At 58.5% G+C, this 15,531-nt stretch carries 15 protein-coding genes; 9 read left to right on the top strand and 6 right to left on the bottom strand.

From position 1 onward, the window contains the following. The first annotated feature begins 65 nt into the window (after positions 1-65). On the top strand, positions 66-716 hold the full coding sequence (elbB, locus tag PGW97_RS00425) for an isoprenoid biosynthesis glyoxalase ElbB (RefSeq protein WP_273858122.1): 651 nt from the start codon (positions 66-68) through the stop codon (positions 714-716). A 246-nt stretch (positions 717-962) separates the two neighbouring features. Here the strand turns inward: elbB and PGW97_RS00420 are convergent, their stop codons facing one another. The 4 genes from PGW97_RS00420 to recQ all read right to left on the bottom strand — a co-directional run bounded on the left by PGW97_RS00420 (position 963) and on the right by recQ (position 4,950). After that, on the bottom strand, positions 963-1,400 hold the full coding sequence (locus tag PGW97_RS00420) for a GNAT family N-acetyltransferase (protein WP_443147115.1): 438 nt from the start codon (positions 1,398-1,400) through the stop codon (positions 963-965). A gap of 142 nt (positions 1,401-1,542) precedes the next feature. After that, positions 1,543-2,223 carry a 7-cyano-7-deazaguanine/7-aminomethyl-7-deazaguanine transporter gene (locus PGW97_RS00415; protein WP_273858120.1) on the bottom strand — a complete coding sequence of 227 codons (681 nt, stop codon included), beginning with the start codon at positions 2,221-2,223 and terminating at the stop codon, positions 1,543-1,545. Positions 2,224-2,401: 178 nt separating this feature from the next. Further along, the gene (locus PGW97_RS00410) at positions 2,402-2,704 is read right to left on the bottom strand and encodes a DUF3630 family protein (protein ID WP_217392065.1); all 303 of its coding nucleotides are present in this window, start codon (positions 2,702-2,704) and stop codon (positions 2,402-2,404) included. Positions 2,705-3,093: 389 nt separating this feature from the next. Continuing rightward, entirely contained in the window at positions 3,094-4,950 is a 1,857-nt protein-coding gene (gene recQ, locus PGW97_RS00405; RefSeq protein WP_273858118.1) for an ATP-dependent DNA helicase RecQ, read from the bottom strand. Positions 4,951-5,214: 264 nt separating this feature from the next. Here recQ and rarD point away from each other — a divergent pair, with 264 nt between their 5' ends. The 4 genes from rarD (at position 5,215) to ggt (ending at position 9,730) form a co-directional block, all read left to right on the top strand. Next, complete coding sequence (rarD, locus tag PGW97_RS00400; protein WP_273858116.1) at positions 5,215-6,156, top strand: EamA family transporter RarD; 942 nt, start codon at positions 5,215-5,217, stop codon at positions 6,154-6,156. Positions 6,157-6,306: 150 nt separating this feature from the next. Continuing rightward, positions 6,307-7,101 carry an AraC family transcriptional regulator gene (locus PGW97_RS00395; RefSeq protein WP_217392063.1) on the top strand — a complete coding sequence of 265 codons (795 nt, stop codon included), beginning with the start codon at positions 6,307-6,309 and terminating at the stop codon, positions 7,099-7,101. Positions 7,102-7,210: 109 nt separating this feature from the next. Further along, on the top strand, positions 7,211-7,870 hold the full coding sequence (locus tag PGW97_RS00390) for a LysE family translocator (RefSeq protein WP_047887066.1): 660 nt from the start codon (positions 7,211-7,213) through the stop codon (positions 7,868-7,870). A gap of 90 nt (positions 7,871-7,960) precedes the next feature. Beyond that, positions 7,961-9,730, top strand: coding sequence for a gamma-glutamyltransferase (ggt, locus tag PGW97_RS00385; RefSeq protein WP_047887065.1), 1,770 nt, complete (start codon positions 7,961-7,963; stop codon positions 9,728-9,730). Positions 9,731-9,815: 85 nt separating this feature from the next. On the opposite strand, the gene uvrD is transcribed toward ggt, so the two are convergent. Beyond that, the gene (uvrD, locus tag PGW97_RS00380; RefSeq protein WP_273858115.1) at positions 9,816-11,987 is read right to left on the bottom strand and encodes a DNA helicase II; all 2,172 of its coding nucleotides are present in this window, start codon (positions 11,985-11,987) and stop codon (positions 9,816-9,818) included. A 334-nt stretch (positions 11,988-12,321) separates the two neighbouring features. Here uvrD and PGW97_RS00375 point away from each other — a divergent pair, with 334 nt between their 5' ends. The 4 genes from PGW97_RS00375 to PGW97_RS00360 are packed head-to-tail and all read left to right on the top strand — an operon-like array spanning position 12,322 to position 14,661. Further along, on the top strand, positions 12,322-12,585 hold the full coding sequence (locus PGW97_RS00375; RefSeq protein ID WP_047887116.1) for a BufA1 family periplasmic bufferin-type metallophore: 264 nt from the start codon (positions 12,322-12,324) through the stop codon (positions 12,583-12,585). Then, positions 12,586-13,458 carry an MNIO family bufferin maturase gene (bufB, locus tag PGW97_RS00370; RefSeq protein ID WP_273858114.1) on the top strand — a complete coding sequence of 291 codons (873 nt, stop codon included), beginning with the start codon at positions 12,586-12,588 and terminating at the stop codon, positions 13,456-13,458. Next, a complete protein-coding gene (locus tag PGW97_RS00365; RefSeq protein WP_273858112.1) occupies positions 13,439-14,212 on the top strand; it encodes an HvfC/BufC N-terminal domain-containing protein in 774 nt (257 codons plus the stop codon). Before bufB ends, PGW97_RS00365 begins: the two co-directional genes overlap by 20 nt. Continuing rightward, a complete protein-coding gene (locus PGW97_RS00360; RefSeq protein ID WP_047887061.1) occupies positions 14,206-14,661 on the top strand; it encodes a DoxX family protein in 456 nt (151 codons plus the stop codon). Before PGW97_RS00365 ends, PGW97_RS00360 begins: the two co-directional genes overlap by 7 nt. Positions 14,662-14,783: 122 nt before the next feature. Here the strand turns inward: PGW97_RS00360 and yigB are convergent, their stop codons facing one another. Next, positions 14,784-15,530, bottom strand: a complete 747-nt coding sequence (gene yigB, locus PGW97_RS00355) for a 5-amino-6-(5-phospho-D-ribitylamino)uracil phosphatase YigB (RefSeq protein ID WP_273858109.1) — start codon at positions 15,528-15,530, stop codon at positions 14,784-14,786. Position 15,531 lies beyond the last annotated feature (1 nt).

Below are 15,531 nucleotides of genomic sequence, written 5' to 3'. Positions count from 1 at the left end.
AGACCGATATGAAATAAGCCGGATAGCGTGTAAAACAGACATCTCTGACCATAAAGGAAACCATTATGAAGAAAATCGCGGTCATTTTAAGCGGCGCCGGGGTCTTTGACGGCGCGGAGATCCACGAGGCGGTGCTGGCCTTGCATGCCATTGAAAAAGCGGGCGCCAGTTGGCACTGCTTTGCGCCAAATATGAATCAGCATCATGTGATCAACCACCTCACCGGGGAAGAAATGCCGGAAACCCGGAATGTTCTGGTGGAGGCGGCACGTATTGCCCGCGGCAACATTGAGGATATCGCCACCCTCAATGCGACCGACTACGACGGATTGCTGCTGCCGGGCGGTTTTGGCGCTGCCAAAAACCTGTCTGACTTCGCCTTTGCCGGCCCGAACTGTACGATTTACCCGGACGTGAAACGGGTCTGCCAGCAGTTTGCCGAGGAAGAAAAACCCGCCGGCTACCTGTGTATTTCTCCGGCGCTGATCCCGCTGATCTACGGGGAAGGGGCAAAAGGTACGATCGGCAATGATCCGGAAACCGCCAAAGCGTTCAACCAGATGGGTGGCGAGCATATCGAATGCCCGGTCGATGATTTTGTGTTCGATCAGGAACGCTGTTTGCTGTCGACACCGGCCTATATGCTGGCGGGCAGTATTTCGGAAGCCGCTGCGGGGATTGATAAGCTGGTCCAGCAGCTGGTGAAGCTGGCCTGATTTACCGGGCCCGGAAAAGAAAAAAGCGGCGCTACAAGTCCTCTCAGGGGTTGTAGCTGCCGCTCAGCAGAAGAGGTTTTCGTTTTCAGCCCTACACTAAAAACTCACCTTAGCTGAAGTACACTGGAAGCAATGTGAGCAATGTCGTGCCTTCATACGAGTCAGAGTTGTTCGACTTCCTCGCTGAGTGCAAGTTAATAATAACCATTCTCATTTAACTTGCAAGCTTTTTATTGCGAATTATTGTCATTTGCTTGTCAGGGTCTTCACAAAATGCAGGCGATAATCTTCAATGCCGTCTTTTTTTTCCATATGTTCAATGAGATAGCCATTGCGAAGCAATAACCGCAACATTGCCGGAAACCGGTTACGCGATTTTACCCGCAACGCCTGATACCCCTGCTGCTCGACCCACTGCTCCTGCGCTTCCAGCAGCGCCTGGGCAACACCGTGACAACGGCCTGCCGGTGCCACGCCCCCCAGCCAGCTGTAAAAGCAGGTCTCGGACAAGCGATAACCAATCTTGACACCAATCAGGGCATCGTCCCGCTCGGCCACCAGAATCAGAGGCTGTCGTCCCCGCAGCCGCGCCGACAGCGCGGTTTTGTCAGCCGGTGCCGCAAACTCCGCAATCTGAGCCAGTACCGCCACCGCTTCATCAATGCTTGCTTCGCGTATCTTCATGATGCCCTCTGACATGATTGCCTCCGATTGAGTCAGGCTGCGCCGTTACGCAGAGAAAGAAAATAATAAAGAAAAGGCCGGCTGATGCCGACCTAAACCTGTTCCCATTATTGCGGGAAATCCCCCGCTGTCCACCTGGCGATTACGCGGCTTGCGAACGCCCGGCCTGATTGTCCGGCGCCAGCGTGGTTAGGCGGCGGATCAGGTAGTTCAGCAACACGCCATACATTGGGACAAACAGCCCCAGACTGATCACCAGTTTAAAGCCGTAATCCACCAGTGCGATTTCCACCCAGTGCTCGGCCATAAACGGATCCGGGCTCTGGTAAAACGCAATGGCGAAAAATGCGATGGTATCCAGCGCATTACCAAACAAGGTGGAACAACTCGGCGCAACCCACCACTGGCGGGTCTGGCGCAGGCGGTTGAACACCGAGATATCCATGATCTGTCCCAGCAAATAGGCCATAAAGCTGGCGATCGCGATCCGGGCCACAAACAGATTAAACTCACCCACCTGAGACAGTCCCTGGAATTCCCCCTGGAAAAACAGTACCGACAGCAGATAAGAAATCGCCAGCGCCGGGACCATCACCCAGAAAATGATTTTCCGGGCCATCGCAGCCCCGTAGATCCGAACGGTCAGGTCGGTCGCCAAGAAGATAAACGGAAACGTAAACGCACCCCAGGTCGTGTGCAGGCCCATCACGGTGAAAGGAAGCTGCACCAGATAGTTACTGGATGCGATAATCAGCAGGTGGAAAGCCACCAGGTAAAACAGAGCGTTGCGCTGTTGCGCGGGAGTAAATTGCGAAGTCGTCATTGTGAGACCTTTTTGTCATTGGGGGAGAGGGAACCCAAAACGCTGCCACCGATCCGGAGCAGCAACCGAAGGCGGCGATTATACAGCAATCAGTTCGGTTAGCCAGCCGCCTGCCATTTCCACCCCTGACCTGTTATTTCAGCGCCGGCTGCTGTAAAGCATAGCGGCGCTTAACCCATCAGCCCTGCAGCATCGTCGCCAGATAGGCCAGCGTCGGACGGGCTTCACTGTCGAGTCCTTCCAGCCAGAGCTGGCCGCTGTAATGCTCGCCTTTAAGCATCAGGCGGCAGCCCTCAAAATCCACCAGCCAGACATGCAAGTCGGCATTAAGCTCCCGCTCCAGCACCTGCAGTTCCAGCTGCGTCAGCAGCGGCGCGACGACATCGGCAAAGCTGTCAAAATCAAACTCAGGGCCATCGATTTCCAGCAAGTTATGCTCCATATCGAGGCGACGGCAGGTGAAACGGGCAGTCAAAGCCATAGGGGAATTCCTTCTTGTAGTGCTTTCAGCGCATACTTTCCTGTAACTAAGTGTTGCTATGCGTATCAAGGGGTATCCGGGCGCTGTTCTTGGATGGCAATCCATGGTCTTATTGCCGTGCTGCCGCCACGCCCTGTCGAGCGTGACCTGGCCAGCATCGGTGAAAATTCACATTCTCACCAAATACGCAAGCTGTTTTGTAGCGAAAGATGCACTCCGGCGGCCTGCCGGCGTTGCTCTATAACGCATTTTGACCGGGCGCGGAAATGCCCGGTTTTTTTTCGCCCGATTTTTTCGCCCGGTTTTTTCGCATAGTAGTGCTGCATACCGTGCCTTGCCGCTCCCTCGCAGCAGCCAGAGTAACGCTCCGACTCCGTCACAAGAACCTATTACGATGACACGGCATACGGCATGTCGTGACCCACGGTCAGGTGATCTTCAATCACGTTCATGAAGGCGGTGCCGTATTTCTCCAGCTTGCGCTGGCCCACCCCATTGATCGTCAACAACGCCCCCGCTGAAGTCGGCAGACGTTCAGCCATTTCCATCAGGGTCGCATCGTTGAACACCACGTACGGCGGCAACTCTTCTTCATCGGCAATCGCTTTACGCAGTTTCCGCAGCTTAGCAAACAGCTTTTTATCGTACTGACGGTTAGCCAGTTTGCTGCTTTTGGCACTGCGCACCGCGGTATCCAACCGCGGGACGGCCAGTTCCAGCGCGATATCTCCCCGTAACACGCTGCGCGCCTTTTCGGTCAGCTGCAACGTCGAGCTGCGCAGAATACTCTGGGTGAGAAAGCCCCGGTGGATCAGCTGGCGCAAAATGCTGACCCAGAATTCATGGCTGTGCTCGCGGCCGATACCATAGGTCGACAGCTTGTCATGGCCGTGTTCACGGATACGCTGGTTTTGCATCCCGCGCAGCACTTCCACCACATGGGTGATACCGAAACTCTGGTTAACCCGATACACGCAGGACAGGGCTTTCTGGGCCGCTTCCAGGGCATCAAAATGCTTGGGCGGGTCAAGGCAGATATCACAGTTACCGCACGGGGCTTCCCGAGCTTCACCAAAATAGTTGAGCAGAACCAGGCGACGACAGGTCTGCGCTTCAGCAAACGCCCCCATCGCATTGAGTTTGTGCCCCTCGACCTGCTTCTGCGGGCCATCTTCTTTTTCGTCGAGACAGCGGCGCAGCCAGCTCAGATCCGCCGGGTCATAGAACATGACCGCTTCCGCCGGCAGTCCGTCACGGCCGGCCCGGCCGGTCTCCTGGTAGTACGACTCGATATTGCGCGGAATATCAAAATGCACCACAAACCGGACGTTGGGCTTGTTGATGCCCATCCCGAACGCTACGGTCGCCACCACGATCTGGATATCATCACGCTGGAACGCCTCCTGCACCCAGGCCCGCTCATCATGCTCCATCCCGGCATGATAGGCCGCCGCGCGCATCCCGCTTTCATTGAGCTTTTCGCTGATCTGCTCCACCCGCTTGCGACTGTTGCAATACACAATCCCCGACTGGCCGCGTACATCCTTGAGATACTGGATCAGCTGCGCCATCGGCTTGTACTTTTCCTGCAGGGTGTAGCGGATGTTCGGGCGGTCGAAGCTGCCCAAGTAAGAGTGTGGCTCGGTCAGCGCCAGGCGCGTCACGATATCCTGACGGGTAGTGTCATCGGCGGTCGCAGTCAGAGCGATCACCGGTACCGTCGGCAGGTGCTGGCGAATCGAGCCCAGCGCCGCATACTCCGGCCGGAAATCGTGTCCCCACTGGGAAATACAGTGCGCTTCATCCACCGCCAGCAGGCTCAGCGGCAGCTGGCTCAACCGTTCGGTGAATTCCCGTCCCAGCAGGCGCTCTGGCGACACGTACACCAACTTGATCTCCCCACTGGCCATCGCGTCCAGGGTCGCCTGCATCTCTTCCCGTGACTGGGTCGAGTTCAGGCAGGCAGCGGCGACCCCGTTGGCCCGAAGCTGGTCCACCTGATCTTTCATCAGCGAGATCAGGGGCGACACCACCAGCGTCAGGCCCTCGCGCAACAGCGCCGGAATTTGATAGCAAAGCGATTTCCCGCCGCCGGTCGGCATGATCACCAGGCAATCCTGCCCTGCTGTTGCCGCTTCTATCACCGACTGCTGACCACAGCGAAATGTCTGGTAGCCGAATACCGCCTGCAACACCTCTAACGGTGAGCGGGATGATTCGGACTGACTGGCTGGGCTGGCTGACATAGATAGACTCGACTGAAGATGGCTTTCCGCCGTGGCGGCGGGGGTCATAAGGCTGGCTATTCTATACCAATCCGCCACCCATTGGGAGCACAGCTACCGGCTGAGACCCGGTCGGATCGCGCCCCGAGCTTAGCAAGACGTGCAGAGAAAAAAGACAATAGTATTGATTTCGATCACGATTTATACTGCCCTGACATATACGGGTGAAGCATTCTGTTACCCGTCCTTACCTTCTGCACAATTTTCTCAGGTTCTCAGGAATACATGGACGAACAAAGCAAACAAACCCAGCGGGGGGTGATCCTCGCGCTTTCGGCTTACACCATGTGGGGCATCGCACCGATTTATTTCAAGGCGCTCCAGCAAGTCAGCGCGCTGGAAATTCTCAGCCACCGCATTATCTGGTCGTTTTTTTTCCTGGCCGGGTTAGTGATGCTGAATAAAGGCTGGGGCAAGGTGCGGGCCGTGCTGAGCCAGAAAAAAATCCTGCTGATGCTGGTCGCGACCTCAACCCTGGTCGGTGGTAACTGGCTGATGTTTATCTGGGCGGTCAACAACAACTACATGCTGGATGCCAGCCTGGGCTACTACATTAACCCGCTGCTGAACGTGCTGCTCGGCATGGTGTTTCTCGGCGAGCGGTTACGCCCGATGCAATGGCTGGCCGTCGCACTGGCCGGGATTGGCGTTGCGGTTCAGCTGATCCAGTTTGGCTCGCTGCCGTGGATTGCTCTGGCCCTGGCCGCTAGCTTCGGTCTGTACGGCCTGCTGCGCAAGAAAATCAGCCTGGATGCCCAGACCGGCCTGTTTATGGAAACCAGCCTGCTGCTGCCGCTGGCAGCCATTTATGTCCTGTTCATCGCTCAGAGCGCGACCTCAGACTGGACGGCCAACGCCCCGTCCACCAACCTGTTGCTGATGGCGGCGGGGATTGTCACTACCCTGCCGTTGCTGTGCTTTACCGGTGCCGCGACCAAGCTGAAACTGTCGACCCTGGGCTTTTTCCAGTACATCGGCCCGAGCCTGATGTTCCTGCTGGCCATCACCCTGTACGGTGAGCAGTTCACCGCCGACAAGGTGTATACCTTCGGCTTCATCTGGGCAGCCTTGGTGCTGTTCAGCGTGGACGGCATTAAAGGCCACCGCCACCAGCGACGCCTGAAAGCCGCTGCCAAGGCCGCTGCCGACTCGGCTGCCAAAGCCTGACCCTCCCGCCATGGCCGGTTGTGAATTTTTTACAAGTCAGCACCGGCCAATTATGCTCTACTGATGATGTTCGACTGAAGGACAGCGGTAGGCTGTGCGACGAAGGGGGAATCACTCCATCGGCACAGGGCAGAGAATGAAGGAAAGGGTATGGACAAGATCAGCCATCAGAAAAGTAACATTGCGGCGATCAACCTGATTGACGGGCACTACCAGAGCTTCGCCTTCAAACGCCATTACCACCTGGATTACCACATCGGCCTGATTACCCATGGCCAGCAGGCATTTTACAGCCACGGCACCCGTCACTATGCCGGTCCCGGTGCCACCATTCTGATGCCGCCGGATGTGATGCATGATGGGGCTCCTATCGGCAGCGACGGCTATCAGGTGAAAGTGTTCAGTATCGACCCGGACTGGCTGGCCGATCAGGCCGAAGCCGTTTCCGGTCACCGCGACTTTGGCTTTAACCGCCACCACCTTGACGACCCGGCGCTGTTTGGCCGCCTGACATCCCTGCACCAGTGCCTGAGCGATCCGCACACCTCCCAGCTAGCCAAAGACAGTATGCCGCTGGAAACCTTTTCGCTGCTGCTGACCCGTTACGGCCAGACCAGCCCCCAACCGGTTTATCGGCTCGGGCGTTACAGCCTGCAACAACTGCGCGACTACGTGATGGCGCACCTGGATGAAAAAATCAGCCTGGCCGATTTAGCGTCACTGTGTGACCTCAGCCCGTCCCAACTGCTGCGCCAGTTTAAAGCCGCGACCGGGTTTACCCCTTATGCCTGGCTCGCCCGGCTGCGTCTGGAACATGCCATGGCGCTGCTCAAGGCCGGTTACCGCAGCACCGACGTCGCGTTTCATGTCGGCTTTTACGATCAGGCGCACTTCACCCGTACCTTCAAACAGACTTTCGGCATTGCGCCCTCCCAAGTCCGCTAGCCCCACATCCTCCCGGCCCACTTTTTCTCTCTGGTGTGAATTTTCTACAAGCGCCGTTCGGCCAAACCCGGCAAGATAACCCTATCTTCCGCTAACCGTAGTAATCACCATGAATGAAGCGACCACGTTACTGACCCTGCTCACTGTTCACTTTATCGCGTTGATGAGCCCGGGCCCCGACTTTGCCCTGGTCGTCCAGAATGCCGGGCGATACGGCCGCCAGACCGGCGTAATGATCGCGCTGGGCCTGTCACTGGGAATCTTGCTCCACTCGATTCTCAGCCTGACCGGAGCCAGCCTGCTGATCCACCAGCACCCGACCCTGTTTGCCCTGCTGCAGGCCGCTGGCAGCGGCTACTTACTGTGGCTCGGTATTGGCGCCCTGAAAGGCACCTGGCACTACTGGCAACAGCGTCATAACGCCAGTGGCGCTGCCGCATCAACCTCGCCCGGCCTGACTATCGCCAGCAAGCGACAGGCGCTGGCGCGCGGATTTACCACTAATATCCTGAACCCGAAAGCGCTGGTGTTTTTCCTCAGCCTGCTGTCGACCCTGGTACCGGCGGGCATGTCACTGAGCGGTAAGGTCTCAGCCATCGGCATGCTGTGGCTGCTGTCGTTTCTGTGGTTTGCCATGCTGGCGTGGCTGCTGACCGGCGAGCGCCTGCAACAGAAACTGCGCGCCTGGACGCCCATCATCGACGGTCTGTGCGGCCTGCTGTTCACCGCCATCGGCGGGACCATTCTACTCAACCTGTTGCTTGCTTGACTTGCTGCACAAACATACACGCGAACAGTGGACGGCAACCCGCAGCGCTTTTAGGCTAAATGCAGCCTAAACATGGAAAAGGATAGAGATATGTCATGGAAGCACCCTGCCACCCGACTGACCCTGTTAGCCTGCCTGATCGCGAGCGCCCCTTATGCGGCCGCCAAAGACACGCAGCAGAGTACCGACCAGCTCGCGCCTGAGGCCGCAACCGGCCTGACCCAGCAGCAGCTGGTTCAGGGCAAAGACTGGATGGTGGCCTCGGCCAACCCGTATGCCAGCGAAGCCGGTGCCGCTATTCTGAAACAGGGCGGCAATGCGATTGATGCCATGGTCGCGACCCAGCTGGTGCTCGGCCTGACCGAGCCGCAATCGTCCGGGATCGGCGGCGGCGCGTTTCTGGTGTATTGGGACAGCAGCCAAAAAGCGCTGACTACTTTTGACGGCCGCGAAACCGCGCCGTTCGGCGTCACCCCGGTGCTGTTCCAGAATGACCAAGGGGAGCCGCTGGAATTTTATGATGCCGTGGTCGGCGGCCGCTCCGTCGGAACGCCGGGCACCGTCAAGCTGATGTGGTACACCCACCAGCGCATGGGCAAGCTGGCCTGGAACAAGCTGTTTGAACCGGCGATCAAACTGGCGAAAGACGGCTTTACCGTCAGCCCACGCCTGGCGGCACTGGTCGCCAGCGAGCAGGACTCCCTCAAACGCTTTGACGCCACCCGCGCCTATTTTTTCCATGACGACGGGACACCGATTCAGGCCGGAGAAACCCTGACAAACCCGGCTTACGCCGATACCCTGCGCCAGATTGCCGAGCGCGGCGCGAGTGCTTTCTACACCGGCGACATCGCCCGTGACATCGTCCAGACCGTGCGTACCGCGCCGGGCAATCCCGGCGTGCTGAGCACCATGGATCTGGCCACCTATCAGGTCAAAGAGCGTGAGCCGGTGTGCGCCCCGTACCGCCAATACGACATCTGCGGCATGGGGCCACCGAGTTCCGGCGCCCTGACTCTGGGCCAGATCCTCGGCATGCTCAGCCATTACAATCTGGCAGAACTGGGGCCGGATAACCCGACCAGCTGGCGCCTGCTGGGCGACGCCTCCCGCCTCGCCTTCGCTGACCGCGGCCGCTACATGGCCGACAGCGATTACGTGCCGATGCCGACCAAAGGCCTGCTGGCCGACGATTACCTCAGCTCCCGGGCTACCCTGCTGAAAGGGGAACAGGCGCTGGCCAGCGTGAATGCCGGCCAACCGGCCTGGGATCATGCCATGCGCTATGCACCGGATGAGTCGATTGAACTGCCGTCCACCAGCCATTTCGCGATTGTCGACAAAGACCGCAACATGGTGTCAATTACCACCACGATTGAAAACGGCTTCGGCTCCCGCCTGATGGTACGCGGCTTCCTGCTCAACAACGAACTGACTGACTTTTCATTCCGCAGCCATAACGATGGCCAGCCGATTGCCAACCGTATCGAGCCGGGCAAACGGCCACGCTCATCGATGGCACCCACCATTGTGATGGAAAACGGCAAACCGGTGATGGCGATCGGCTCACCGGGCGGCAGCCAGATCATCGGCTATGTGGCGAAAACGCTGGTCGGCCATCTCGACTGGGGCCTAGATCTGCAACAGGCGATCAGCCTGCCGAACATGAACAACCGCTTCGGCCCGTTTGAACTGGAAGCCGGTACCGCCGCAGCGGAGTGGGCACCGAAGCTGGAGCAGCTCGGCTTTACGACCCAGGTCAAAGAGCTGAATTCCGGTGTGCAGGCCATTAAGCTGGACGGCAAAAACCTGGTAGGGGCCGCCGACCCGCGGCGCGAAGGCAAGGTTATCGCCCAGTAACCGGACAGCCGGTCTGATGCCATGAAAAAGCCCGCTGACAACAACTGTCAGCGGGCTTGATTGATCGCCAGCGGGGAGTGTCAGCTTACATCGGCTCCAGCTTGGCAAACTGGGTTACCAGCCATTTGATCCCTTCGCCATTAAAGGCCACCTGCACCCGACTCTGGGCACCACTGCCTTCAAAGTTGATGATGGTGCCTTCGCCGAATTTCGGGTGCAGCACCCGCTGGCCAAGGCTGAAACCAGTCTGGTTAAAGTTCTCGTTGACCTGGGTCTGACTGAAGCGACCGCTGCTCGCCGGCCGCGAGACCTTGGCCTTCATCCGAACCTCTTCGATGTGCTCTTCCGGGATTTCGCGGATAAAACGCGACGGCTTGTGGTAGTTGTCCTTGCCGTACAGGCGGCGCATCTCTGCATAGGTGATATACAGCTTCTGCATTGCCCGGGTCATCCCCACGTAACACAGACGGCGCTCTTCCTCGAGACGGCCGACTTCCTCCGTCGTCCGACTGCTCGGGAACATGCCTTCTTCCACCCCGACCATAAAGACCATCGGGAATTCCAATCCCTTGGCGCTGTGCATGGTCATCAGCTGAACCGCGTCTTCAAAATCATCCGCCTGTCCTTCACCGGCTTCCAACGCCGCATGCGACAGGAAGGCCGACAACGGGCTCATGTCTTCCGCTTCTTCCGGGACTTCGAACTGTCGGGTCGCGGTTACCAGCTCTTCCAGGTTTTCAATCCGGGCTTGCGCCTTCTCGCCTTTTTCCTGCTCGTACATCGCCCGCAGGCCGGAGTTGCGGATCACCTCATCGGTTTGCTGGAACAACGGCAGCTCGCGGGTGTCATCTTCCAGCGCATTGACCAGCTCGATGAAACGGCGCAGCGAATTGGCCGCACGCCCCGCCAGCACCTGCTCTTCCAGCAGCGCGACACTGGCCTGCCACATCGTGGCTCCCCGGTCACGCGCTGCCAGACGAATGGTTTCCAGCGTCCGCTCACCCAGCCCCCGAGCCGGGGTGTTCACCACCCGCTCAAACGAGGCATCGTCGTGGCGGTTGGCAATCAGACGTAAATACGACAGGGCATCTTTGATTTCCTGACGCTCGAAGAACCTCATCCCGCCGTAAATGCGGTACGGCATACCGGCCTGAATCAGTGCCTCTTCCAGCACCCGCGACTGGGCGTTGCTGCGGTACAGCATTGCAGTGTCAGCCAGCGCGCCGCCCTGATCCTGCCACTCGCGAATTTTCCCGACCACAAAGCGGGCTTCGTCCAGCTCGTTGTACGCCGAGTAAACCGAGATCAGCTCCCCTTCGGTACCTTCGGTCCACAGGTTTTTACCCATGCGCTCGTTGTTGTTGGCAATCAGGCCGTTCGCCGCCTTCAGGATATTGCCTGTCGAGCGGTAGTTCTGCTCCAGGAAAATCGATTTGGCGTCTTTGAAGTCGTTGAGGAAACGCTGGATATTTTCCACCTTAGCGCCCCGCCAGCCGTAGATGGACTGGTCATCGTCGCCCACGATCATCACGTGACAGTCCGGCCCCGCCATCAGGCGCAGCCAGGCAAACTGAATGTTGTTGGTATCCTGAAACTCGTCCACCAGAATGTGCTTGAAGCGCGCCTGGTAGTGCTCGCGGATATGCTTGCTGCGTTGCAGCAGCTCAAACGAGCGCAGCAGCAGCTCGGCAAAATCGACCATCCCGGCCCGATCACAGGCTTCCTGATAGGCATGGTAGACCCGCAACCAGGTCTGCTCGATCGGATCGTTGAACGTATCGATGTGCTGCGGACGCAACCCTTCGTCTTTCTTGCCGTTGATGTACCACGCCGCCTGACGGGCCGGCCACTGTTTCTCGTCCAGGTTCTGAGCCTTGATCAAACGGCGCAACAGGCGCATCTGATCGTCCGAGTCCAGAATGTTGAAATCTTCCGGTAACCCGGCGTCAAGATAGTGGGCACGCAGCATCCGGTGACACAGGCCGTGGAACGTGCCGTTCCACATGCCCGACAGCGAGCCGTGCATCAGGTCGTTAATCCGGCCACGCATTTCTGCCGCCGCTTTGTTGGTGAAGGTCACCGACATGATGGAGTACGGCGACGCCTGCTCAATCCCCATCAACCAGGCGATACGATGGACCAGTACCCGGGTTTTGCCACTACCGGCCCCGGCCAGCACCAGATAATTGCCCTGCGGGGCCGCCACAGCCTCGCGTTGTTTGTCATTCAGGCCATCTAACAGAAGTGAAACGTCCATCGCTCTCTACTGGTTATTTATACAATGGTGGTGATTATAACCACAAAGCCGCCTCTGATGCGAGGAGCCCACGGAATCAAAGGCGGGAAAATCACGGCCCGCGGCGGCCCGAGGGCGCCAAACCCATCTCTGATATCAACCGCTTGGCAGCCCGAATTGATCTATGCTTGGAAAGAAAAACGTTAATAAGTCGTTAAAAAACTCGCCCCGGCATGAAATTTATCCCGGGCTCCCCCTTTCTACTGTTTCGAACGCACCGCAACGGTGCCCGCCCAACCCGCTGCCGACCGGGCAACGGTGCAGGCATCAGCCCGCAAAAAGAAGAGGAATGACCATGAAAAAGACCAACATTGCACTCGCCACTGCGGTGACAGGTTTGATCGCCCTTGCCGGAACAGCCCTGACCACCACCTCCGCCGTGGCAGCCGATGCGAAAGAGAAATGCTACGGTGTCGCCAAAGCCGGGAAAAATGACTGCGCGACCAAAACCGGGTCATGCGCCGGGACCGCCAAAACCGACGGGCAGAAAGATGCGTTTGTGCTAGTGCCTAAAGGCCTGTGTGACAAACTGGCTGGCGGCTCCACCGAGGCGAAGTAAATGACGAGCCCTGCCCCTGACCGCCTGCCAGCCGACCGGATGGTCGGGGTGGGGCTTCGCGCTCCTCACCTCCACACCTTCCAGCACGAGCAACCAGCCACCGGCTGGCTGGAAATTCACAGTGAAAACTACTTCAACCCGCACACGGCTGCCCGTCAGCAGTTACGGGCCATCGCGGCACACTACCCGATCAGCTGCCATGGGATCGGGCTGTCGCTTGGCTCTGCGGATGCGCTTGACCCGGCCCATCTCAGCCAGCTCAAAACACTGGTTGACGAACTCGACCCGATTGCCGTTTCCGATCACCTGAGCTGGAGTTCGGTCAACGGCCAGTACTTCAATGATCTGCTGCCCCTGCCTTACACCGAAGAAGCACTGACCCTGTTCTGCCACAAGGTCGAGCAGGTACAGGATGCGTTGGGGCGCGAGTTTCTGGTGGAAAATCCGTCCAGCTACCTCAGATTCAGCCATTCCACCATGCCGGAATGGGAATTTCTGCGGGAAGTTCAACAGCGCACCGGGTGCGGGCTGCTGCTTGATCTCAACAATATATATGTCAGTGCCTTTAACCATGGCTTTGACTGCGCCCGATACCTGGCCGCCATTGACCCTGCCAGTGTGAAAGAAATCCACCTCGCCGGGTTTACGGTAAAAGCACTGGCGGAGGGCGAGATTTGGATCGACACCCACAGCTGCCCGGTCAGCGAACCGGTGTGGCAACTCTACCGCCAGTGGATCCGTCAGCACGGCGCGGTGCCCACCCTGATTGAATGGGACCTCGATATTCCGGCCCTGCCCGTGTTATTGGAGGAAGCGGCCAAAGCCCGTGCCATCCTGACAGAGGAGACCATCAATGGCTCTGTCACCGTCTGATGCCCTGCACCAACTGCAACAGGACTTTGCCCGTGCGCTGCACTATCAGCCCAGCGAGGTCACTGAGACGATGGTACCGGGGATATTCCCTACCGAACAGCTACTGCAGATTTACCGCAACAATTTCATTATCGGCTTGTCCGAGGTACTGAGCGCAACCTATCCATGCTGTCAGGCAGTGGTGGGCGAGGAATGTTTTACGCAGTTGGCACGCCAGCATGTGCTGCATCAGCCACTCGAACAGGGTGATGTCAGCCATTACGGCGCCGGTTTTGCTGACACGATTGAGTGCCAGCCGAGCCTGGTCGCAGCCGTACCGTATCTGGCGGATCTGGCCCGGCTCGAATGGCAGGCAGACCGAGCCAGCCAGCTCCCGCTTGCACCCCCACTGGATCTGGGCCAGTTGGCCGCCATTCGCGAGGACAATCTCGGTTCACTGCGACTGACGGTTGCACCTTCTGTCCGCACGCTGGATACCGCGACTCCGGCTGCCAGCCTGTGGCAGATGATTCGCCGCGACAACCTGATACCGCTCGATTTGACCCAACCGGAGTCAGCCCTGATCCTGCGCCGCCCTGACGGCATCGAGGTGCTGGCCACCACACCAGCCGCCACCGCGCTAGTGCGTTTATGTCAGGCCGGTCAGCCGCTGGGTCAGGCCAGCGACCCGATGCTGGAGTGCCTGCCCGGATTGATCCAACAGCAAATCTTTACCACCCTTCACGGCCTACCACAGGGAGACTGCACATGCTGAAATTCATCAAGCAGGTGGATTACACCGCCCAACGGCTCGTCGAACCTCTGGTTCCCCTGCTGCTACTGTTTACCCGCCTGTGGGTGGCCTGGGTGTTCTTCAAATCCGGCATGGTGAAATACACCAGTTGGGACAGCACCCTCTATCTGTTTGAGTTTGAGTATCAGGTTCCCCTGTTACCGTTTGAAACCGCGGCCTACCTGGGGACCGCCGCCGAGCTTATCCTCCCGGTTTTCCTGGCGCTGGGATTGTTTACCCGCCCTATGGCGCTACTCCTGTTCGGGTTCAATATGGTGGCCGTACTGTCTTACCCCCAACTTTGGGAGCAAGGTTTCTATGACCACCAATTGTGGGGCATGATGCTGCTGGTGAATGTGTTCTGGGGAGGCGGCATGATCTCGCTCGACCACCTGATCAAGCCTGAGCCAAGGCGGAGCCTGCTGGAGTAACGCCCAACCCGGTTGCCGGAGTCCCGGAGGGCATCCCCACCAAACGCCGATCAAGGAAAGCAAAAAACAAACAGGACAGCCCGTGGGCTGTCCTGTTTTCTGTATCCGTGTGCAAGGCCGATTTACGGCTCTGGGTGGCAACTGGTTGACGGCAGGGCTAACGCCAGCAGCTGAGACAGCTGGCAGATTTCCACATCCGGCAGCCACTTGGCGCGCGGCTCCTGACCCAGCACGCGCTGCTGATCATTGAACCAGCAGGCCATCATGCCGTGTCGCTTGGCCCCGCCCACGTCCGTGACCAGATGATCCCCGACATGCAGGATCTCTCCCGGGGCCAGTCCCAGATGACGGGTCGCCTTGGCGAACAAGTCTGGTTCCGGCTTGGCCAAGCCATCTGGCCCAGCCCGCAACACGACATCGAAATACCCTGCCAGACCAATTTTTTCGACATCGACATTGCCGTTGGTGATCGCCACCAGCGGCAAATGTGCCGCCAGCAGGCCGAGTACCCGATGGGTTTCCGCCGGAATATCGACCTGATTACGCACCGTCAGCACAACGTCTAGCCCTTCCGCCGCCGCCTGCTCGGCACGGCGCTGGGCATAGCCGAGCTGCATGAACCCAATCTTCAGCAATTCAAACCGCCAGCGGGTCACATCGTGATGCAGCAAGGGATCCGCATCAGCCAGCGCCAGCTTCAAGCTTTTCCAGCGCGCTAGCCCCACTCCCCGGCTGGCCGGATGTTCGGCCGCCAGCCAGTCATGCATTGCCTGCTCGGCCCGCCGGATCACCGGACGGTTATCGTACAGGGTGTCATCGAGATCGAAGGTCAGCGCCTTCGGCAGAGAAATACTGCGGTAAAATTGCATG

The sequence above is a fragment of the Photobacterium sp. GSS17 genome (genome assembly GCF_028621875.1).
GTDB classification, from domain to species: Bacteria; Pseudomonadota; Gammaproteobacteria; order Enterobacterales; family Vibrionaceae; genus Photobacterium; species Photobacterium ganghwense.
The sequence above is the reverse complement of the archived record's forward strand: the minus strand, read 5'-3'. Positions and strand labels throughout refer to the sequence as shown.